Consider the following 21,268-nt stretch of genomic DNA (forward strand, 5'->3'; position numbering starts at 1 on the left):
CGCTCGTGATCGGGCGAGTTGCCATCATCAAGAACTTTCGACTGCAACGCAGGTTCCCGTTGTGCCAAGCTCTACAAACGTGCTTGAAGGTTTTGCCGCAAGCTGATCCGACATCTTGGGTGGCCACAGTTTAGGACGAAGCCGGAACTTGGTGACATGGTCGGATGCGGCGGCGTGAAGGTGTCGCTCCACGGCAAGATATGAAGCCTTCTTCATGTGTGGCGGAACCTTCGGCGTCGTGCAGCTTTACGTTCTTTAGGTGGAGATCATGAGGGGAGATGCAGCTTGTCTTCGCCGGCGTGGGTGGTGTGCAGCACGCGGGCGAGCGCTCGGTGACGCCACTGTGATGTCCGTGCGAAAAAAATGAATCGCTAGCTTGCCGCCTTCGACCCCGCAGACAGTCGTACCATCATATTGGTCCGACACTCGGCGATTCTCGGAACGTGACTACTTCCAAGTGATGGGGTGAGGTATGGGACGCGATACTACCTGACCTGAGCTTTTGAGCCCGCTTGACATTAAGGAGGTAACCGCTTGCCAGGTGAGATGATACTGCCGAACAGATCAGGTTTCGATTTATCCGTGTTGTTCAAGGTGCTGGAGCGACGGGACGATCTCACGGTCCAAGACCGGGCAGTACTTCAGGACGGCCCCTGGCGCGTGCGTGATTACGAAGTCGACGACGAAATCGTCGTGGAGCACTCCGAACCCAAGGAGAGCTGCGTTATCGTCTCGGGGATCACGGGAAGAAATGTCACCTTCGCCGACGGCAGGCGCCAGATAACGGCCCTCCACATTCCAGGCGACTTCGTTGACCTGCATGCATTCCTGTTGCACGTTATGGACCACAACGTCGTTGCTTTGGCGCCAACTCGCATGGCGTTCATCGGGCATGATACGCTGCATCGGATCACTGAGACCCACCAGCATCTGTTCCGCGTGCTGACAACGGTATTGGCGGTGGATGCCGCCATTCAGAGGGTTTGGATCGCGTGCCTCGGGCGCCGGTCCGCAGAGGCCCACCTGGCGCACATCATTTGCGAGATGTTCCTGCGTATGGAGGTCGTCGGCTTGACCCGGGAATGGTCATTCGAATTTCCTGTCACGCAAAGCATGCTGGCGGATACGGTGGGGCTGTCGGTTGTCCACCTCAATCGGACGCTTATGGCATTGCGCCGTGCTGGCCTTATCACCTGGCAGCGTAAGGTCGTGACCATCACGAACTGGGATCGCTTGGTGCGAGCCGCCGAGTTCGACGCGACTTATCTCAATCTTCGCAAAGAGCCGCGATAGAGACTTTTACTCGCGTGCTTCGTCACCTCCCAGCAGCAATGATGGCCCAAGCAATGGCGCACGGCACGCTCGGCTTGAGAGGCAGGTGGAGGACCCCAACGGGCAAATTGCCGACGCACTCCTCATCCACCTCGGCCCGTGCACAATCGTGCTGACGGATAGTGCTTCGGCCGCACGGCAGGCGATTTTCTTCAGGCTCCTCTGCTGCAATTGAACCTATCCGGGCGGCCCTCAAGCACGCGATCCGCGGTGTTCATGCACCTTGGGCTAAGGGATCTGATGCGTCTGGCGCCGATTAAAGCGGTCGGTTTGGAACTTTTCATTCCCACAAACGTTCGAAGGGGCTTGTGGGAGACGGGGTGCCAAATGAAGCAAGGGATTCTTCCTGCTCAAGTCGACGAGGTAGCCTCTCTCTCGGAGGTTCCCGATCCGATACTCACCAATGAGTTTGAGGATTTCTTCGAGAATGCCGCCATCGCACTTCACTTCGTCGGGAAGGATGGCACCATCCTGCGTGCCAATCGCGCAGAATTGCAAATGTTGGGATTCACGGCCGACGAATATGTAGGCCGCAACATTCGCGATTTCCACGCAGATCAGGTTGCTATTGGAGACATATTGGACCGCCTGTCCCGGCGGGAGGAACTTAAAAACCACCGCGCCCGGCTGCGTGCCAAAGATGGCTCGACCCGCTGGGTAGAGATAACCTCCAACGTTCGCGCATTGGGTGACCGCTTGCTCAATACCCGCTGCATCACCATCGATGTGACTGAAACGGTCAAGGCGCAGGAGCTTATCCGCGAACAGGAGCGGCGCCTTGCCATCACCTATGAGAACGCTGCCGCTGGTATTGTGGAAGCAAACGCCGAAGGCCAACTGCTGCGGGTAAATTCCCATCTGTGTGACCTTTTGGGATACACGCAGGATGAGCTGATTGGACGATCCATTTTTGACCGCACCTTTCCCGCCGATGCTGAAGCAGATCGCGAGCAGTATCGACGGCAAGTGGCTGGCGAGATCGACAGCTACACACTTGAAAAGCGATTTGTTCGCAAGAATGGATCAGTTTTTTGGGCTGTTGTGAATTCGTCGAGCGTTCATGACTGCGACGGGTCATTTCGATACGCTGTACGTGTCCAGCACGATATCAGCGAGCGCAAGCGGGTTGAGGCGGCGCTTGCCAAACGTGCCGAGGAACAGGGTGCGATACATCGATTCACCGAAATGCTGCAGCATGCGCGCACGCAAGAGGATGTGTATGCGCCGGCGCTCGATGCAATCCAACGTGCGCTCCAATGCCAGCGTGCTTCGATATTGCTGTTGGATAAAAACGGGCGCATGAAGTTTGTGGCTTGGCGTGGCCTGTCCGACACTTACCGCGTAGCGGTGGAAGGACACTCGCCTTGGTCAGCGGAGAGCCAAGATCCGCAGCCGATCTGTGTCGACGATGCACAGCAAGCGGATTTGCCGGAAGAATTGAAACAAGCGATCCGGACTGAGGGCATTGGTGCGGTCTACTTCATTCCGATCACACAAGGTGGACGGCTTCTGGGCAAATTCATGGCCTACTTCGACCAGCCTCAAGAGCACTCGGAACAGCAGATTGAAACGGGTCGGACCATCGCTCGTCAGCTCGGTTTCGGTATCGAACGCATAAAGGGCGAAATTGCTGCTCAAAGGCTGGCAGCAATCGTGGAGTCTTCCCATGACGCGATCGTCAGCAAGGATTTGAATGGGATCATTTTGACATGGAATCGCGGGGCTGAGCGGCTGTTCGGCTATTCGGCCTCGGAAGTGCTCGGCAAGTCCATCACGATCATCATCCCTCCGGATCGGCTGGGGGAGGAGCCGCTCATCCTGGGTCGGATACGCAATGGCGAAATTGTCGATCATTTCGAAACAATCCGGCGCCGCAAGGATGGGTCGCTAGTCGACATTTCTCTGACAATATCGCCTGTCCGAGACGCAGCGGGCCGTATCGTGGGCGCCTCCAAAATTGCCCGGGACATAACCGAGCAGAAAGTCGCGGAGGCAAAGGTGCGCGACAGTGAACGTCACCTTCAGGATTTGCTCGCCGCCATCCCTGCAGCAATCTACACAACCGATCAGCAGGGCAAGATCACCTATTTCAATGAGGCAGCGGTCGAACTCGCCGGCCGAACGCCGGTGATCGGCAGTGATGAATGGTGCGTTACCTGGAAGCTCTATTGGCCAGATGGAACGCCACTTCCTCACGACCAGTGTCCAATGGCTGTTTCGCTTCGTGAAGGGCGACCGGTCCGGGGAGTTGAGGCGATTGCCGAGCGGCCGGACGGCACCCGGATCCCATTCATTCCCTATCCGACGCCGATGCGGGATGCAGCTGGAGAAATTGTCGGCGGCATCAACATGCTGGTCGACGTAAGTGAGCGCAAGCAAGCTGAGACACAACAGCGGATCCTGCTTAACGAACTCAACCATCGCGTTAAGAACAACATGATGATGTTGACGTCCTTGCTTTCGGTAGCGGCCAGGACCAGTCAAAATCCCGAGGCTCGCAAGACAATTGGTGAGGCAAGCAAACGAGTGGCGACCATGGCCGCGGCTCAACGTGTCCTCTACGACACGCCAGATGCATCCAATTTCAGCGCGCCACTTTTTGTCGGGGCCATTTGCGAAACCACAAAGCAGATGTTTCCAGCGAATGTCCAACTAGTTTGCGACGCCGATCCCATCCAATTGCCCAACGATATCGCAATGCCGCTTGCGCTCATAGTCAATGAGCTTTTGGTCAATGCGGTCAAACATGGATCAGCGGCCAAGGGAAGCAGCACCATTCGGGTTGAGATCAAGCAAAACGGTCAAAAGCAGGTGTTGACGGTCGAGGATGAAGGTCCAGGTTTCGATTTGCGGGCAGAGCGTCATTCCTCGTCAGGTTTGCGATTGGTTGAGGGATTGGCGCGCCAGATTGGTGGGATTTTCGAAGTTGAGCGAGATCCGTCTCGCTGCATCGTGATTTTTTCTCAGGCTCCCGGGGAGAACGGCTTTGACGTTAAAAACGGCAATAGTTGAGACAAGCCGGACGGGGGTTTCGAGCCGACCATCCAGACCTCAGCTAGTTTTCTCCAGAGACGATGGGACTGGTGCAGAAGCGAGAGTTTCCGGCAAACCATCCATCATCATCGTCGAAGACGACTACCTGATTGCACTTGATATCGAGGCCAGTCTTAGCGATGCAGGTTTCGTGTTGGCTGGGATAGCCAGCACAGCCGAGGAGGCCATCATAATTGCGCGCTCGGCTCAGCCCACGATTGCCTTGATGGATATCCGGTTGCTTGGCAAGCGCGACGGAATCGACGCAGCGTTGGAACTTTACCGGGCCTTCGGTATCCGGTGCATCTTTGCAACTGCGCACGCTGACCGCGATGTCAAGCTTCGGGCCGAAGCGGCAAGACCACTCGGCTGGGTTCAGAAACCCTACTCTACGCCGATGCTCATCGAAGCCATCCAGAATGGTTTGCAGGAGCTCGACAACGAAGGCTGAGCGTCACAACCGCCACGTCAAGGCTGGCGGATCCCTGGTTGGCATCGCTGTGAATTAATCGACAACCGGATATAAATCTTGCTGGACGCTTCGCCCGAGTCGATACCCGGGAGAAGGATGGCATGTTTGCCGCATTTCTCGAGCAGTGCCGCCTTGGCATTGCCGAGACCGTTACGACCATGTCCAAAGGGGGCCGATTCCTGAACCGGGAAGAAAACGGACCGTGGGTTTATGGATTGGCCGGCCACACATTGAGCTGATGCGCATGCAAAGACGCTTCAGCCAAAATAGCTCCCTTACAGTGGTGCCTCGTCGGGGAACTCGCCGCGCTATGCTCCAGGCTCCGAGGAGTCACCACACACTTCTGGCGCTTTGCCCACTGCGGCGATGTCAGCTTTCGGGAGATCACCCAGTTCTGCCGAACGGCCGACTTGGGGGCGCAAAGCTGCCGTTGGGGAACCTGTCGAATGACCCTAGCGACATTCGACTGGACTTCATACGGCAAAGAAGCATTGGTGGTCCCAACGCCGCTGAAGAGCAGCGGATTAAGACCGAGCAGAATCTCCAGCCCGCCAGAACAGCGGGCTTCGGTCAGTACAAGCGCCGGAATGGTCCGGGCTTCTAACTGATGGAGAACTGAAATGTCTATCCTCAACAACACCATTGTTAGGGCCGACAATGCGGAAGTCGCTGATACGGCGTCCAGCGTCGACAACGGCACCCCAAACCGGAAGCTCCGCGCGAAATCGGCTATCTTGATCATGAAAGCCAAGGACGTGGTTCCGGCAGCGCCTACCAAAACCGACATCGTCCTCAAGAAGCTCAAGTCGGCCAAAGGCGTTACAATCCAAACCCTGATGGAGGCGACCGGATGGCAGGCGCATTCGGTTCGGGGCTTCCTCTCCGGCGCCGTCAAGAAGAAGCTTGGCCACGAACTGCTTAGCGAAACCGGCAAGGATGGACAGCGGCGATACCGCATCATCGATGCGAAGATCGCCGGTTGACCTTGATGCGCAAGCGACTTGATTTGGATCGTGAGATCGCCGGGATCGGCGATCTCACACGTGATGAACTCACAGCAGCCTGGACAAAGGCCTATGGCTGCCCGCCGCCCAAAGGGGTCAAACGTGGGTTGCTTGAGCGGTCGGCTTCCTGGCATCTCCAGGCCAAGCGGTTGGGTGGTTTGACTTCGACCGTCAAGAAAACACTCGGGACAGGCAACGCGCGTCGGACCAACGTGAATACTATCCGACAGAGAAAAATTGGGTCGGATCGCGAGGACGGAGTTCCGTCGCTCCGGCCCGCATCGTCGGATAAGGCGTCCACCTCACCGCCACGATATCTTCCGCCAAAAGTCGGCTCCCGCCTGATGCGGGAATGGAACGGCCGGATGCACGTTGTCGAAGTGGTCTATGACGGCTTCGTGCTTGACGGCAAGACGTACAGCTCGCTGTCGGCTGTCGCCCGCCGCATCACTGGCGCCCATTGGTCTGGCCCAAGGTTCTTTGGGCTATGACGACGAGCCCCGCCTCAACTGTGCCATCTACACGCGCAAATCCACTGAAGAGGGATTGGAACAGGAGTTCAATTCGCTCGATGCACAGCGCGAAGCTTGTGCGGCCTTCATCGCATCGCAGGTCGGTCTTGGCTGGAAGTTGGTGCCAAACCACTACGATGATGGCGGCATATCGGGCGGCACGATGGAGCGCCCTGCCCTGCAGCGTCTGCTGCAAGACATCCGGGACAAAAAAGTCGATGTGGTGGTGGTCTACAAGATCGATCGCCTTACCCGGTCGCTGATGGATTTTCCAAGATCGTCGAGATCTTCGATGCCAGCTCCGTGTCCTTCGTGTCGGTCACGCAGCAGTTCAACACCACGACGTCAATGGGCAGGCTCACCCTCAATGTGCTTTTGTCCTTCGCCCAGTTCGAGCGAGAGGTCACAGCCCGAGCGTATCCGTGACAAGATCGCGGCTTCGAAGAAGAAAGGCATGTGGATGGGCGGCGTGGTGCCACTCGGCTATCGCGTCGATAATCGTAAGCTGGTGATTGACGAAACCGAGGCGCAAACAGTCAGACACCTATTCGCCCGCTATCTCACCCTGAAGTCGGTGCGCGACCTTGTCGATGAGGCTGCGAGCGACGGGCTTTCCACACGATCGCGGCAGCGCAAAGACGGATCAGTTGCCGTCATCATGCCGTTTGGTCGCGGCAATCTTTATCACCTTCTTTCGAACCCGATATACGTCGGCAAGATCAGGCACAAGGATCAGGTCTACGATGGAGAGCACGAGCCGATTGTCACTTCGGCCACATTCGAGGAAGCCCAGGCACTACTCGCCTCGCAGGCCCCGCGGCGACGAAGCCAATCCAATGTAACGCAACCTCATCTGCTCACCGGTCTGCTCTTCGATGAAGCCGGCGAGAAATTGCGATCGGTCCATGCCAACAAGCAAGGTGTTCGTTACCGATACTATGTCTCAAAGCAGTTCGTCGATGAACGCAGGAAAGGTTCCGAGGGCTGGCGTCTTCCGGCACCCGCACTTGAATCAGTTGTTGAGCATCGCCTGAATCGGATTCTCAGTGATCAATCCCAACTGTCTGATTGGATTCGGCAATGGGCCGAGGCTGGCGAAGTCCAGTCGGCGATTCGGCGAGCCGAAGAGTTGCGAGCGTGCTGGGCTTCAGGCACTGCAGACGCGAAGCGATCCATGCTCCAAAAGATCGTTCGCAAGATCACCCTCAAGCCGGGGTCATTGACCATCGAACTGGATCGCCGCTCGCTATCGGAATTGGTTCTCGACCGGACTCTGCCACCAAACGATGGCGCCCAGGTAGCTTCTATCGAATGTCCAATCGGAATGAAGCGTCGCGGCGTCGAAACACGCATCGTGCTTACAGACGGCTCCAACAGCAGCCGAGAACCCGATGGCGCTTTGATCGACCTGTTGCGCCGCGCCCACCTATATCTCCACCAACTTACGGACGGAGCCATCCGAAGCCTCACCGACGTTGCCATGCTCAACGGCACCGACACATCCGAGGTCAGCCGCCTCCTGCCCTTCGCTTTCCTTGCTCCGAAAATTGCGGCCAACATCATTGCTGGTGATCAACCGGTTGAACTTACGGCGCACCGGCTGTCCCGATTGTCGGACCTCCCCCTTGCCTGGACTGACCAAGCTGCACTCCTCGGCTTCTAACCATCCGGCGAGCATCTCGCTGATCAGTCGACGATCGCTTTGCCAAACACTTGGCTACGGAATTCGCTCGACAGAGATGGACGACTAAAAGTCAGGTGTTTTGGAGCGTTTACTGCGGCGTCTCAGCCAAGTGTTGGCGACCACCCGCAGCTAACCCTCGGAAATATCGGAGCTATTCTGAGACGGATGAAATCCCCGAAAAACGGGGGGACTGGATGGTGGGCCCGGAGGGCGTATTAAGATCGTTGATTTTGTTGAGCTTTTCGTGGGCCAAAATCAGAAATCTTCCCGCATCGTTCCGTATGGTTCCGCCGCCCAACCCATAGTTGATTTTGACGAGCCCAGGTTTCTTCGCGTCCGAAGTCGGCCTAGCGGGATAGGAGGTAATGACTGCAGTGGGGCCGCTTTCGGACGGCCTGGTTTCGTGCGCCGAGGATCAGTTTCCTGCCGTTAAGCGACAGGTGACTTCAACCACCGCTTCCGACGCTGCCGAGACGCCTAACGCCGGATCGACCAAAAGCCTATTCATTCAAGTTGCTGCGGGCTGCAAGGCAACAGCGGCGCAACGGTTTTCAATGACAACGCGCTGTTTTCTTACGGAAAGCTCACATCCTGTCCAAAACCAGAGGCAATTGCCTGGGCGAAAATGTCCACCGCGTGCGAAGGCGGTCGCCGAGTTGCTCGACCATGTGCCCGTCGTCAAAGCTGGGGCATGCGTCACCCGCCGCAAGGCGATGATATCCAGCGGCTGAGTCGCTGATTGCATAGGCCGCTCGACCGATGGTGACCGGCTCCCCGTCGGCTCATATGACCGATATGGAACACCATCATGCGAGGCGGCAAGCATTTTGCCGGCGGACAGCTAGGGCCGTGCGGCAAGAATGCCCCGCGCTACTCCGCCGCGATCCGTTGAACAAAATCCAGAAAAGCGCGCACTTTTGCAGGCGGCATGTGGCGTGACGGATGATAGGCGTAAAGCGGAAACTGCTCGTCTGACCATTCCGCCAGGATCGTCGTGAGCGCCCCGCTCTCAAGCCACTCGTCGAGGCCGATGGCAAGACTCTGGAATATGCCTTGCCCAGCGAGACCGGCCGCGACGGCAGCGGAGGGATCGTCCATGACCAACCGCCCCGACGCCTTGATCTCGATGGCTCCGTTATCCCCTCGGAATTCCCAGGTGAACGGCCGCCCGGTCTGCGGGTCGCGAAATAGGATGCAATCGTGGTGCATCAGGTCGTGGGGCGTGGCTGGAATGCCGTGACGGTCGAGATAGCTTGGGGCGGCACAGGTCAGCACTGGTACGTCCAGCAGTTTGCGCGCGATCAGCGAGGATTCGTCCGGCGGACCGAAGCGCACGGCGACATCCGCGCCGCTCATCATCTCTTCGCGATAGTTGCTGGTGGTCAGATCGAGCGACAGTGCGGGGTAGCATGCCAGGAATTCACCGATCCTCGGCGCCAGCACCATTCGCGCGAACCAGGGATCGATCGAAACCCTGAGCCGTCCGCCGACGAATGCCGCCGAACCGGCGGCTTCGGAGGCCGCCTCCTCCAGTCCGGCCAGCAGCGGCATTATCCGGGCATGGAAGCGCGCGCCCTCCTCCGTCAGCGTGACCTCGCGCGGATTGCGGTCGAACAGCCTGACACCGACGCGTTGTTCGAGCCTCGCCACGGCACGGCTGACCCCCGATGGCGTGAGACCGAGAACATCCGCGGCCCGCACGAAATTGCCAGCTTCCATCACCGCCCCGAAAACGCCGACCCCGGTCAGCAGCCGCGTGTCGAAACTCATGCCCTAACTCCGTTGCAAGGTCGATGATCGTTAATAGCCCATCATGATGATTTTGAGTCATCTTATCTTTGATTTTATTGCGCGTGAATCATCGCGTCGCTTCCCATAGATGATTTTTGAGCGCCGGGACGGCGCCGGCGGCACACCGGACCGCGGAAGTCTCCGACCTTGCGAGAAGGAATTCATCCATGAATGCGATCTCACGCAGAAGCCTGTTGGCGCGTGGCGGCCTTTTGCTGGCGGCGGGCGCCGCCGCGGTGAACACCCCGGTTCACGCACTGGCGGCCAACCGGCAAGCGCGGTCCGGCAACTTCAAGTCCATCAACATGGCCATGGAACAGGCGGTGCGCGACGGGATCGTCGCCGGCGTCGTTGCCACCGCGGCAGGACCAGACAGCATGATCTACGAAGGAACCTTCGGAAAGGCCAGTACGGCCACGGGAGCAACGATGCGCGCCGATACGGTATTTTGGCTGTTGTCCATGACGAAGGCCTTCACCGCCACGGCCTGCATGCAGCTAATCGAGCAGGGCAGGATCAATCCCGAGGACGATGCGGCGAAATATCTGCCGGAACTCGCCAATCCGATGGTGCTGGAGGGCTTCGACGGCCACGGCCAGCCGCGCCTGCGTCCGGCCAAGCGGGCCATCAAGGTGCGTCACCTGCTCACACACACCTCCGGCTATACCTATTCGATCTGGAGCGATGCACTAACCCGCTACGAGAACGTCACCGGCATGCCGGACATCGCCACGTGCAAGAACGGCGCCTTCCTGGCACCGCTCGAATTCGATCCCGGCGAACGCTGGCAATACGGCATTAGCATGGACTGGGTCGGAAAGCTCGTTGAGGCGGTCAGCGACCAGTCTCTGGAAGTCTATTTCCGCGAGAACATCTTCGCCCCGCTCGGCATGACCGATTCAGGCTTCCTGATCGGAAGCAAGCAGAAGGCCAGGGTCGCCACCTTCCACAACCGTCGCGAAGACGGCGGCCTGACGCCCGCGCCCTTCGAAATGCCCCAGCGGCCGGAATTCTTCATGGGCGGCGGCGGCGGCTTCAGTACGCCGCGCGACTACATGGCCTTCCTGCGGATGCTGCTGAACGGAGGCACTCATAAAGGCGTACGGGTGCTGAAGCCGGAAACGGTCGCGTCGATGATGCGCAACCAGATCGGCGACCTCGACGTCCATGCCATGAGGACTGCCCAGCCTGCCTATTCGCAGAGCTTCGACCAGTTTCCCGACGAGCCCCACAAGTGGGGATATTCGTTCGACATCAACACGCTGCCCGGTCCGAACGGTCGGTCGGCAGGCAGCATTTCCTGGGCCGGCCTGCTCAACTGCTATTTCTGGCTCGACCCCGTCAGGAAGGTGACCGGCGCCATCTTCACCCAGCTCCTGCCCTTCTACGACCAAAAGGTCGTGAAGCTCTACGGCACATTCGAGCGCGGCCTCTACGACGGCCTCGCCTGATCCATCCCGATTTCAACACCAGGAGACATGTTATGTATGCAATCACGGGAATTTCGGGCAAGGTCGGCGGCGCGCTGGCGAAAGCCCTGATCGAAGCCGGAGAACCGGTCCGTGCGGTGCTGCGCGATCCCGCCAAGGCGGAAATCTGGCGCAAGCGCGGTTGCGAAATCGCCTTTGCCGAGATGGACGCCGTCGCGCAGCTTGCTGCCGCCTTCAAGGGCGCCACTGGCGTCTTCATCCTGCCGCCGTCGGAATTCGACCCGGCGCCCGGCTATCCGGAAGCGGCGAAGCAGAATGAGGTGCTGACGACCGCTCTCCTTGCTGCGCGCCCGGAAAGGGTCGTCTGCCTCTCCACCATCGGCGCCGACGCGGAAGTGGACAATCTGTTGAGCCAGCGGACGATGCTGGAACAAGCCCTCGGCGAGCTCGATCTTCCCGTTACCTTCCTGCGGCCCGGGTGGTTCATGGAAAATGCGGCCTGGGACGTCGCGCCGGCCCGCGACGAAGGCGTGCTGCACAGCTTCCTTCAGCCTGCCGACAAGACCTTCGCCATGGTGGCGACGCAGGATATCGGCCGGCTTGCCGCAGATCTGATCCGCGAGCAATGGATCGGCAAGCGGGTCGTGGAACTGGAAGGCCCCGCACGGGTTTCGCCCAACGATATCGCCAATGCCTTCGCGTCGGTGCTCGGACATCCGGTGCGGGTGGAGATCGTCCCGCGGGAAAGCTGGGAGGGCCTGTTCCGTGCCCAGGGTACGCGTAACCCACAGCCGCGCATGCGCATGCTCGACGGCTTCAACGAAGGCTGGATCGACTTCAAAGACAACGGACAGAACAGCGTCAAAGGCAAGACACCTCTTGTGGAGGTGATCGCGGCGCTTGTCCGGCAAGCCGCCGCGACCGAGGCCGTTTGATTCCACCCTGAAAACACAGCAGACGGCACGGACATCCGCCGCCGCCCCCCTCGCAACCTGAAAGGAACTATGATGGAACGGCTGTGTAACGAGAACGCGGACACACGACCAACTGGTGCCCCCGAAATTGGCCGAAGCGACCCTTATCGGGCTATGCTGGAAACAAAGGCTGCCGGCCTAGCTCCTGCGGCTCGGATCGCTATCGGCGCCGTAACCGGCCGGCCCGCTATGTAGCCTTCGGGCAGAGCGAGTTCGCCGCATCGCTCGACATGCCGATTTGGCCCCTCGGATTGAGAGCTAGGACCATCCTCCCTTTCCACCCTCTGCAATCTATGATCCGCTCCCGCCCACAGGAGGATCGCATGGCATTACCTGTTATCGGGGCTGGGTTCGGCCGCACCGGCACGCACACTCTGAACTTGGCGCTTGAGATGCTCGGTTCACATGGAGGACGTCAACTCTAACCCCGAGCACCGCGACCTGATCCGCGCCGCCGGGCGCCGCGAGCCGGTGGATTGGGACGTCGTCTATGTCGGCTACAAGTCGGCAGTCGACTGGCCGACGGCCTATTTCTGGCGCGAACTCGCCGAGTATTTCCCGGACGCCAAGCTCATCCTCACCGTTCGCAACCCCGAGGACTGGTACAGGAGCGCACGCGCTACGATCTTCAACACCATGGGCGAGACCCCCGACCCGCAAAGTTTTGGCCGGGCCGTCATAGAGACGAAAATTCTCGGCGGTCGCGCCTGCTGGTTTATCCAATGGCCGAAGGCTGGCCGAACCTGCGCGCCTTTCTCAGCGTGCCGATCCGGACCGAACCCTTCCCCCACAGCAGCACCACTACCGAATTCCGAAGCCGCTTCGCCAAATAAGCCCCGCACCGAGTTCGAAGCCGCAGCCCGGGTAACGCGCGTAGCAGCCTGTCCACGCCCGCTCCGATGCTTGTAACCAGTAGAAGGGGGTGTACCAGCAAGGGGAGGGTGGCCGCTGTTGGGCGCGAAGGTGCCATTGCGGCTAGCCGCTTGGATGTCCGCTTCTGGACGGCGGCCATTATAAGTTCGATGGCCGACTTCGGGCGCAAAGCTGCCATTCGGTATGAGTTAAATTCGGGCAGCGAAATAGCTGGATCAGCTTCCTGAATCAAAATGGACGAACCGCTTCGTAAACCACTGACGAATAACGACTGTTTTAGCCTCTGCGGGTCAACTTTGCATATACAATCAATACGTAGAGGATGGTTAGCCAACCGGTTTCCTTCATATTCTCTCGTATGGTCCGGCGAACCTAAGACCAAGAAGACAACTAGTTTTTTGGGAGGGGTGCCTCAGTGCAATCCACAGAGAAGATCAATCACTGCATTTTGACCGTAACGCTAAATTGGCTTGGCCCTCGCGCGTAACTCGGCTGTGTCGTTGCGATCGAGATGTCCTGGGACAGCGCAGGCCAGGATCGGCGACAGCGCGCATGAGCGTGCCCGGCGTTTTCGCGGTCGGGCAGCGGAGCTCGAGGATGGGCGTTGTCATAAGGTTTGATTCGCCATTGCCATCCGGAGCTCGACAACATCCTGGTCGTGCCTCACACTCCGAGGTGATCGAGAAGACTTTGTTGATCTTCGGCCATCTGATGGTTCGTCATTTCTCTGACGATTTTTCCATTTTCGATTACGTAGTACCGGTCGGCGACCTCGGCGGCGAATTGAAGATTCTGCTCGACTAAGAGAATGGTCAGTCCCGTGGACTTGATATCTTTGATCAGTGCACCGATCGCATCGACCACGACAGGTGCCAGCCCCTCTGTCGGCTCGTCGAGCATCAGAAACGAAGCGCCCATGTAAAGGGGCCGCGCTATCGCTAGCATCTGCTTTTCCCCACCCGACAACGACGCGGCCTTTTGCGAGCGCCGGGTTTTGAGGATCGGGAAATACTCATAGATCCGGTCGAGCGGCCAGGCGGTGTCTCCGTTCGCACGGCCGATCGTCAGATTCTCGTATACGTTCAGCGTCGAGAAAATTCCGCGGTCTTCCGGCACAAAACCGACCCGCATCTTGCAAATCCGCTCAGGCGAGAGATCGATGATTTCGGTTCCGATGAAGCGGATGCTCCCGGTTCGTCGGGGAATATCGCCGATGATCGACTTCAGCAGCGTGGTCTTGCCGGCACCGTTTCGCCCCACCAACGTTACCACTTCGCCAGTCTGGACAGACAAGTTGACGCCCTGCAAAATATGGCTTTCGCCATAATAGGCGTCGAGATCCGTTATCTCCAGCATGCTCAATGGCGCTTTCCCAAATAGGCTTCTATCACCCGGGGATCCTGTCGGACGTCGGCGTAGCGACCGCGCGTTAGAAGCGCCCCCTGCTGCAATACAATGATCTCATCGGCGACATTTGCGATGACACCGAGGTTGTGCTCCACGACGATGATCATGCGGTCGACGGAGAGTTGCGCAATAAGGTCCGTCGTACGCGATACATCTGCCGTCGTCATCCCAGCGGTTGGTTCGTCGAGAAGGAGAATCGTTGGGTGTGCTCCCAGGGAAATCGCGAGCTCCAAGGCGCGTTTGCGGCCATATGGCAGGTCCCCTGCGGGTCGACCGCGCAAAGAGGACGGAATTCCGACCTGATCCAGCAGTGCCGACGCTTCCGGCCGGTGATCCTCATGCCAGTCGATCTTTGCGAAGGCCTTCGTACCCCCGTCTGCTCGGCGCTGCACCGACAGCACGACATTGTCCATGACCGAGAGATTGGGGAAGATGCTCGTGATCTGAAAGCTGCGCACGATACCTTGGCGAGCAAACTGCTCGGCACGTAAACGAGTCATGTCCTGGCCGTTGAACAGCAGCCGACCACGCTTCGGCCGATAAAACCCGCTCAAGACGTTGAACAAAGTCGTCTTGCCGGCCCCATTAGGGCCGATGATGCCGTAAACCGGCTTTCTCTCGAATTTCAGGCTTAAGTCATTGATCGCCTTGAAGCCGCCGAAACTCATCGTGACGGACTGCAGTTCCAGTAGCGGCATCACGGTTCCGCCAGCGCTCTCGCCAATGTTCTGGCCACAATCAGGCATCGGCTGCATCTCCCGTAGCGACAACCCGATCGGGCTTCGATGCATATCGCCTGCCCGAGCCAGACATTTCGGCGGGTGGAACGCGGTCAACGGAATAATGCACGATTTCGCCGAGTATGCCGCGGCGGAACAGAAGCACAATGGTGACGAACAAAATGCCAAGGAACAGGCTGCCGCTGTCCGTTATCGACGAAAGCGTGCTGCGCATCATCAGGACGACGCCGCTGCCAACGAATGGCCCGAAAATGGTGCCTGCTCCGCCCAGAAGCGTCATCATGACCGGCTCTCCGGACGCCCGCCAGCTGACCATCTCGAGCGTAACGAACTGATGGTTCAGCGCATAAAAAGCGCCTCCGATCGAACATACCAAAGCCGAAAACACGTAAGCCTTCACTCGCAGGCTGTATACATTGTACCCAATGCTCATTAAGCGCTGCTCGTTCTCGCGAGCGCCGAGAAGCGCGAGCCCATAAGGCGATTTGAGAAGCCGTAGGATGGCGTAGACCACCAGTGCCACAGCGCCCAGAGATACATAGTAGAAGACCCTATCATCGCCCAGATCCAGCCCCAGGAGTGTCGGCCGAACCAGCCCATGCAGGCCATCCTCGCCCCCCGTAAAGTCGGGAAACTGGTTGATGATGAAATATACGATCGATGCGAACGCGAAAGTGATCATCGAGAAATAGATCCCCTTCTTTCGCGCGACGACCAAGCCGAAGAGGAGGCTGACAGCCGTACTGGCGGCGACACCCGTGAGCACGGAAAGTAGCATCGGGACCCCGAGCTTAACCATCAGAATGCCGGTGACATAAGCGGAAGTGCCCCAATAGGCCGCCTGTCCGAAAGATAGCAGGCCACCGAATGCGAACAGAAGATCGAAACCGAGGGCGAACAATCCCCATAGGATGATATCGGTCGCCAGGACCGGATAGATCACCCAAGGAAGCAGAAGGGCGGCAGCAAGCGCGACCAAGGCGGCAGGCCTGCTCAGGAATACCTGTCGCGCGCGCTCCGTCATCGGTGTGTAGTGAAGCGCGAAATGAGAGATGTCGATGCCCTGGAAGATACCGCCGGGCCGCACCAGCAGCACAACAAGCATAAGGATGTAAATGACTGCGGTGGACGCCGGGGCATAGAAGATCGCTGCGATGGCCGAGACGAGACCGGATGCAAAGCCCATGACCACCGAGCCGGCAATCGACCCCATCCCGCCGGCAACGACCACAGCAAAGACGAAATTGATCATCTCTTCGCCCATGAAGGGTGACACGTTGCGCAACGGCGCGGAGAGCGCCCCAGCCAGCCCGGCCAGAGCCGAGGCAAAGAAGAATGTCCCGGAAATGAGGAGGGGTACGTTCCCACCGAAGCATTTGAGGAGACCGGGCCGCTCCGAGGCCGCCCGGATAAGGGCGCCCAAACGGGTACGCTCCAGCGCGAACCATGTACCGAAACACAAGCCGATCGATACTATGACGACAAAGAGACGATATTTCGGATAGGAGACGAACCCAAGGTTGACGGCACCTTTGAGAAGGCCGGGCACAAGATAGGGCGCGGACGTCACACCGTAGAATATTCGGACGACGTCTTGCATGATCAGCGAGAGGCCGAACGTTAGGATCAGAACATACGCAAGGTCGAGGCCGTAGAGGCGCCGTATAAGCAGCCGTTCCAGCACGATGCCAGTCGTGCCAACAAAGACGGCTGAAACGAGGAAGCCGACCCACAACGAGAGGCCGAATTGAGACCCCAGAACCAACGCGGTGACGGCGCCAAGCATGAACATGGAGCCATGCATAAAATTGACCACGCGCATCATGCCGAAAATGATGCTCATTCCGAGGCTCATCAGCGCCAGGACCCCGCCGGTCACCAGCCCATTGAAGAGCAATATCGCATAATATGACATTAGGTAGAACTCCGGATCCCTGCAGGCCAGATGCGTCCCGGCGACGTCGATAAACCGATGCCGGGAACTATGTCGTCCTACTCCCAGTCGTGCTTGCAGGTGCTGTCCGTCTCCGGATAATACGCCTCGTCACCTGGAACCGAGCCGGTGATATCAAAAAAGTCACTATCGTTCTTCACGCCCGACGCGGGCTTGACCTGACCGACGAAGGTGCGCTTGACCACAAGATGGTCGCTCTTGCGCATGAGCGCGTCCTTCGCGAACATGTCGCTGAAACGTCGGCCTTCAAGGACTTTCGTCACCTTGTCGGGATCGTCGGTGCCGAGTTCCTGGACCGTTTTCAGCACCTGATAGACGGCGGAATAGTTCCCGGCGTGGATGTCGCCGGGATAGAAATTCAGTTTCTCATGGAAGCGTTTGGCGAATTTCCGGGTCTCGTCGTCCAGATCCCAATACCAGATCAGCGCGGCGTTAACGCCAGCCCAAGTGTCTGGGCCAAGAGCTTTGACGTCCGACAGATTCAACTGGCCGGGAACAATCTTTATACCGGCGTCCATCAATCCGAACTCTCGTGCCTGCTTGACCGCGTTGCGCAGGTCCTGACCCGATTCAAGAATGCCGATGGCCTGCGCGCCCGCCGCCTGCGCTTTCAGGAGATAGTTTGAGAAATCATCATTGGGGAACGGCACCATGTCCACCCCGACGATTTCGCCGCCATTCTGCTTGACAGCCTTTGAGAAAGAATCGAGCAGAGATTTACCGAAGGCAAAGTCAGCCGCGATAAAGTACCACTTCTTAGTGCCCTCCTTGGTCATTTGTTTGACTGGGACCGACATGGCTGAAGTATCGTAACCGTAGTGCCAAGTGTATTTACCGCAGGCCTCGTTGGAAAGTGCCATGGTTCCTGGGCTGACGAAAGTCGTCAGAATGTGTCGTTCGTTGGCAAGCTTGGCAACAGCGATCGCGGCCGCTGAGCTCGACACGTCCGTTATCAGATTTACGCCCTGGGAATCGATGATCTCGCGTGCCTTGTTGACGGACAGCGCCGGATCAAGCTTGTTGTCGACGACGATGACTTTTATCGGAACCCCGTTGACCTTGCCACCGAAATCTTCGACCGCCATCTTTGCGAATTCCACATCACCTGGACCTGAGGTTTCTGAATAGACCGAGGAAAGATCAGTCAGCATCAGAATGTTGAACGTGCTGCTCTTCATCTGGGCTGATGTCGGGACAGTACCGGTCAGAGCGATAGCTATTGTCAGGCCGACAGCAGCAAGTGTCTTCATTGGCATTTATTAGTTCCTCGTCATTAATATTTGTCGTGTTAAGGCGGTTTGGATTGTCGTGAACCAAGGGTTCGGGCGCATAATCGCCGCCAACCAGACTGTCTGGCGATGGCGCAAATGGTAGGGTTGCGGCAACGCTCCTCCCCCACGACAAATATCCGCCTACACCGTGGGCTCAGCCCAATTCTGTGGCTCGGGTTGCTTTTCCAGGGTTTTTACCGCAACTGCCGGCGTGAGGGAGTCTCATATGGAAAACATGTCATCGCGTTTGGAGATGCACGCTGACGGGCTGGCTGCAGCCGGGTACTAGGGTTCGCCGCGTATCGCGGAATCATTTGCGAACTCTTCGCCCTCTCCACGGAGCAATTCCCTTGCACCCTACTGACAAGGCGAATTTCTGTGTCCAGACAGAAGCGCTCCGCGTCGAGGATAAGGTCGTCACGGACACGCCCGTAGCGCAGAAGCTTCAGCCCAGTGCCGCCCGGTAGGAATGCGAACGGCACGATCGGATCGGCATGCCGGCCCAGAGCGCCGAAACTTCCCTTGCGGCAAGTGTCCCCGGGGCAAACTTCGTTCAGATCGGCTGATTAAAAGCCCGCAATCACGACCTCCCGTAAAGCGCGAGAGTTTGCCCGTTGACGAAAACTTTGGTTCGCTTCGAGATCACGCACAACCAGGCGTCCGAAACTCCTGACGCTTAAAATTTCGTCGCCCACTCTTCGATGTTCGACTTATCGAATACCAACAGGTCCTTGAGATAAGCGCTGCCGTCCGCCTCCACGGTCATGTCGCCGAGACGACCGATCTTGGTGGTGCTGTTGGCTGCACCGTCGGTTTGCCCACGCGCGAGCATGCCGGCATACATGACGGCCGCGTAGCCGAGATCAGCAGGACTCCAAAGCTGGAACGTATCGGTCACACCGGAAATCACGTTTGGCTTCATCTCCGAAGGCAGGCCGTGGCCCGTAACAAATATCTTGCCCAACTGACCTGCATCGGTAACCGCCCGGCAGGCGGAGACAATGCCGACGGCGGTCGGCGAGATAATGGCCCTCAAATTTGGGTACGCTTTTATGAGTCCCTGCGCCTCGCGATAGCTCTTGTCCGCCGCGTCGTCGCCATAGACCACGCCGACCAGCTTTAGCTTGGCATATTTCTCCTTCTGCCACTCCTCCTTCATCTTCTCGATCCAGAGGTTCTGGTTGGTTGCCTGCGAGGTTGCCGACAGAATTGCGACCTCGCCTTCGCCACCGAGCGTCTTGCTGATCATGCGCACGTCATTGGCGCCGATTAAGTCATCGTGCGGGGCGTTCACATGCATTATGCGGCCTTCCGGCGCGATCGCAGAATCGAAGGAGATGACCTTTATGCCACGCTGCATCGCCTTCTTGCCTGTAGGGATGAGGGCTGTGGCGTCGTTGGCCGAGATGACAAGAGCGTCGATTTTCTGGGCGACGAGCGCGTCGATGACCGCAATCTGCTGTTCGACGGTCGCTGCGGTCGGACCCGTGTAAACGAGTTCGACATTGCCTAGTTCATCGGCCGCTTGCTGACCACCATCGCGGGTCACGTCGAAATAGCTGATGCCCATGACCTTGACAACCAATCCGATGCGCAGCTTCTGCTGCGCGAAGGCGGGCCGCAAAGGTGCCGTTGACGTAACGCCAGCGAGCGCAGCACCGGACACGAGTTTCAAAAGCCGACGGCGATCCGGATTCATTGCTTCCTCCCATCTAGTTTCAAGAGATCGATATTGGGGCGCTCCAACAGAGGGACGCCAAATCGTCAGACAACCGCGCGCCAGACCTCCGGAACGAAGGCATAGCCACCGCCTCGTCGCTCGACATGACCGAAGGCAGGAAAGTCCAGGTGAATGCCGGCTATGCGAAGCCTGTCTGCAGCCGCCATATCCAAGGCACGCCGCCTGGTAGCCACAGCCAGATCGCGGTCTATGTCAAGAATCGTTGCTGCCTGGGGCGCCGTAAATTGTAGATGCGGCATATGAACAATGTCGCCCCAGATCATTACAGAGTCACCGCCGGATTCAATGAGCCAGCCGGTGTGGCCGGGCGTATGGCCGGCCTGTGTGACAGCAATGACCCCTGGCATGACGGGTCCGTCACGAACCGTCCGGATGCGCTCTCCATACGGCCGGGTAGCCCGCCGGAACCCTTCAAAAAATTCCTGCGGTTCGCCATCGGGTGAGCGTGAGGGCGACATGGGATCTCGAAAGAACTGGAGCTCGGCCTCGTTGACGACAAGTTCTGCGTTCGCAAACACAGCCTCACCGGCTTCATCGATTAACCCATTGATGTGGTCGGGATGCATGTGCGTGATCAGGATGGTGTCGATGTCAGCGGGAACAATGCCGATTGCCGCCAAGTTCCGGCAGACCATGCCCAACGTCGGTCCCGAACGCGTTCCACAGCCCGTGTCGACAAGCGCCACATGATCGCCGGTCCGGAGCAGAAAGGCATTCATCGTCATTTTGGGCGGAACCGGACGGAACGCCGCTGTTTCGATGCGGATGCAATCCTCCTGATCGATACCCGCGATCATATCGAAAGTGGCCTGAAAGGTACCGTCATTGACCGCAGTCACCGTCATGTCGCCGATGGCGATGTGATAGGCACCCGACGGCTGGCAGTGTGGTTTGGCTGCTGTCACGTCACATTCCCAAGGTTCTTCGGGAGGGTGCAAGCGGAGCGGAGAAGCGCCCAATCTTCAGCGGGCCGTCAACGCAAGCGCTCGGCGAAGCCTGGGAGCACGACCGCCATCCTCCAAAACGGCCGAGATGGCGAACCGGAACGAC

15 protein-coding genes and 3 pseudogenes are annotated in these 21,268 nt (G+C 58.4%); 11 read left to right on the forward strand and 7 right to left on the reverse strand.

The window, feature by feature from the left end:
- The first annotated feature begins 534 nt into the window (after positions 1-534).
- The 8 genes and pseudogenes from FJ867_RS17455 to FJ867_RS17485 all read left to right on the forward strand — a co-directional run bounded on the left by FJ867_RS17455 (position 535) and on the right by FJ867_RS17485 (position 8,016).
- A complete protein-coding gene (locus tag FJ867_RS17455; protein ID WP_224646613.1) occupies positions 535-1,293 on the forward strand; it encodes a Crp/Fnr family transcriptional regulator in 759 nt (252 codons plus the stop codon).
- Positions 1,294-1,659: 366 nt separating this feature from the next.
- On the forward strand, positions 1,660-4,344 hold the full coding sequence (locus tag FJ867_RS17460) for a PAS domain S-box protein (RefSeq protein WP_140818028.1): 2,685 nt from the start codon (positions 1,660-1,662) through the stop codon (positions 4,342-4,344).
- Complete coding sequence (locus FJ867_RS17465) at positions 4,319-4,816, forward strand: response regulator (RefSeq protein WP_246675072.1); 498 nt, start codon at positions 4,319-4,321, stop codon at positions 4,814-4,816. Before FJ867_RS17460 ends, FJ867_RS17465 begins: the two co-directional genes overlap by 26 nt.
- Positions 4,817-4,890: 74 nt before the next feature.
- Positions 4,891-5,076 (forward strand): annotated as a pseudogene (locus FJ867_RS29035) (GNAT family N-acetyltransferase); the annotation flags it as partial.
- A 381-nt stretch (positions 5,077-5,457) separates the two neighbouring features.
- Entirely contained in the window at positions 5,458-5,820 is a 363-nt protein-coding gene (locus FJ867_RS17475; RefSeq protein ID WP_246675073.1) for a DUF3489 domain-containing protein, read from the forward strand.
- Positions 5,821-5,825: 5 nt separating this feature from the next.
- Positions 5,826-6,332, forward strand: a complete 507-nt coding sequence (locus FJ867_RS17480; RefSeq protein ID WP_140818239.1) for a DUF2924 domain-containing protein — start codon at positions 5,826-5,828, stop codon at positions 6,330-6,332.
- Positions 6,229-6,779: pseudogene (locus FJ867_RS29040) on the forward strand (recombinase family protein). Before FJ867_RS17480 ends, FJ867_RS29040 begins: the two are co-directional and overlap by 104 nt.
- Before the next feature lie 34 nt (positions 6,780-6,813).
- On the forward strand, positions 6,814-8,016 hold the full coding sequence (locus tag FJ867_RS17485; RefSeq protein WP_246675082.1) for a recombinase family protein: 1,203 nt from the start codon (positions 6,814-6,816) through the stop codon (positions 8,014-8,016).
- A gap of 891 nt (positions 8,017-8,907) precedes the next feature.
- Here FJ867_RS17485 and FJ867_RS17490 read toward each other — a convergent pair.
- Complete coding sequence (locus FJ867_RS17490) at positions 8,908-9,807, reverse strand: LysR family transcriptional regulator (RefSeq protein ID WP_140818030.1); 900 nt, start codon at positions 9,805-9,807, stop codon at positions 8,908-8,910.
- Positions 9,808-9,995: 188 nt separating this feature from the next.
- Between FJ867_RS17490 and FJ867_RS17495 the strand changes: the two genes are divergently transcribed.
- The 3 genes and pseudogenes from FJ867_RS17495 (at position 9,996) to FJ867_RS17505 (ending at position 13,141) form a co-directional block, all read left to right on the forward strand.
- Positions 9,996-11,279 carry a serine hydrolase domain-containing protein gene (locus FJ867_RS17495; RefSeq protein WP_127326404.1) on the forward strand — a complete coding sequence of 428 codons (1,284 nt, stop codon included), beginning with the start codon at positions 9,996-9,998 and terminating at the stop codon, positions 11,277-11,279.
- A gap of 32 nt (positions 11,280-11,311) precedes the next feature.
- Positions 11,312-12,193, forward strand: a complete 882-nt coding sequence (locus FJ867_RS17500) for an NmrA family NAD(P)-binding protein (RefSeq protein ID WP_140818032.1) — start codon at positions 11,312-11,314, stop codon at positions 12,191-12,193.
- A gap of 431 nt (positions 12,194-12,624) precedes the next feature.
- Positions 12,625-13,141, forward strand: a pseudogene (locus FJ867_RS17505) (sulfotransferase).
- Between the two features lie 627 nt (positions 13,142-13,768).
- On the opposite strand, the gene FJ867_RS17510 reads toward FJ867_RS17505, so the two are convergent.
- From FJ867_RS17510 to FJ867_RS17535, 6 genes are all read right to left on the reverse strand, one after another.
- Positions 13,769-14,461, reverse strand: a complete 693-nt coding sequence (locus FJ867_RS17510; protein WP_128307782.1) for an ABC transporter ATP-binding protein — start codon at positions 14,459-14,461, stop codon at positions 13,769-13,771.
- A 2-nt stretch (positions 14,462-14,463) separates the two neighbouring features.
- Positions 14,464-15,258 carry an ABC transporter ATP-binding protein gene (locus tag FJ867_RS17515; protein WP_050580513.1) on the reverse strand — a complete coding sequence of 265 codons (795 nt, stop codon included), beginning with the start codon at positions 15,256-15,258 and terminating at the stop codon, positions 14,464-14,466.
- Positions 15,251-17,167, reverse strand: coding sequence for an ABC transporter permease (locus FJ867_RS17520; RefSeq protein ID WP_140818034.1), 1,917 nt, complete (start codon positions 17,165-17,167; stop codon positions 15,251-15,253). Before FJ867_RS17520 ends, FJ867_RS17515 begins: the two co-directional genes overlap by 8 nt.
- Positions 17,168-17,244: 77 nt before the next feature.
- Complete coding sequence (locus tag FJ867_RS17525; protein WP_127267175.1) at positions 17,245-18,462, reverse strand: ABC transporter substrate-binding protein; 1,218 nt, start codon at positions 18,460-18,462, stop codon at positions 17,245-17,247.
- A 691-nt stretch (positions 18,463-19,153) separates the two neighbouring features.
- Positions 19,154-20,176: a rhamnose ABC transporter substrate-binding protein gene (gene rhaS, locus FJ867_RS17530; protein WP_140818036.1), complete on the reverse strand. Its 1,023-nt coding sequence runs from the start codon at positions 20,174-20,176 to the stop codon at positions 19,154-19,156.
- A 65-nt stretch (positions 20,177-20,241) separates the two neighbouring features.
- The gene (locus FJ867_RS17535; protein WP_140818038.1) at positions 20,242-21,123 is read right to left on the reverse strand and encodes an MBL fold metallo-hydrolase; all 882 of its coding nucleotides are present in this window, start codon (positions 21,121-21,123) and stop codon (positions 20,242-20,244) included.
- Positions 21,124-21,268 lie beyond the last annotated feature (145 nt).

Origin of the sequence: Mesorhizobium sp. B2-5-3 (assembly GCF_006441005.1) — a bacterium.
Classification (GTDB): Bacteria; Pseudomonadota; Alphaproteobacteria; order Rhizobiales; family Rhizobiaceae; genus Mesorhizobium.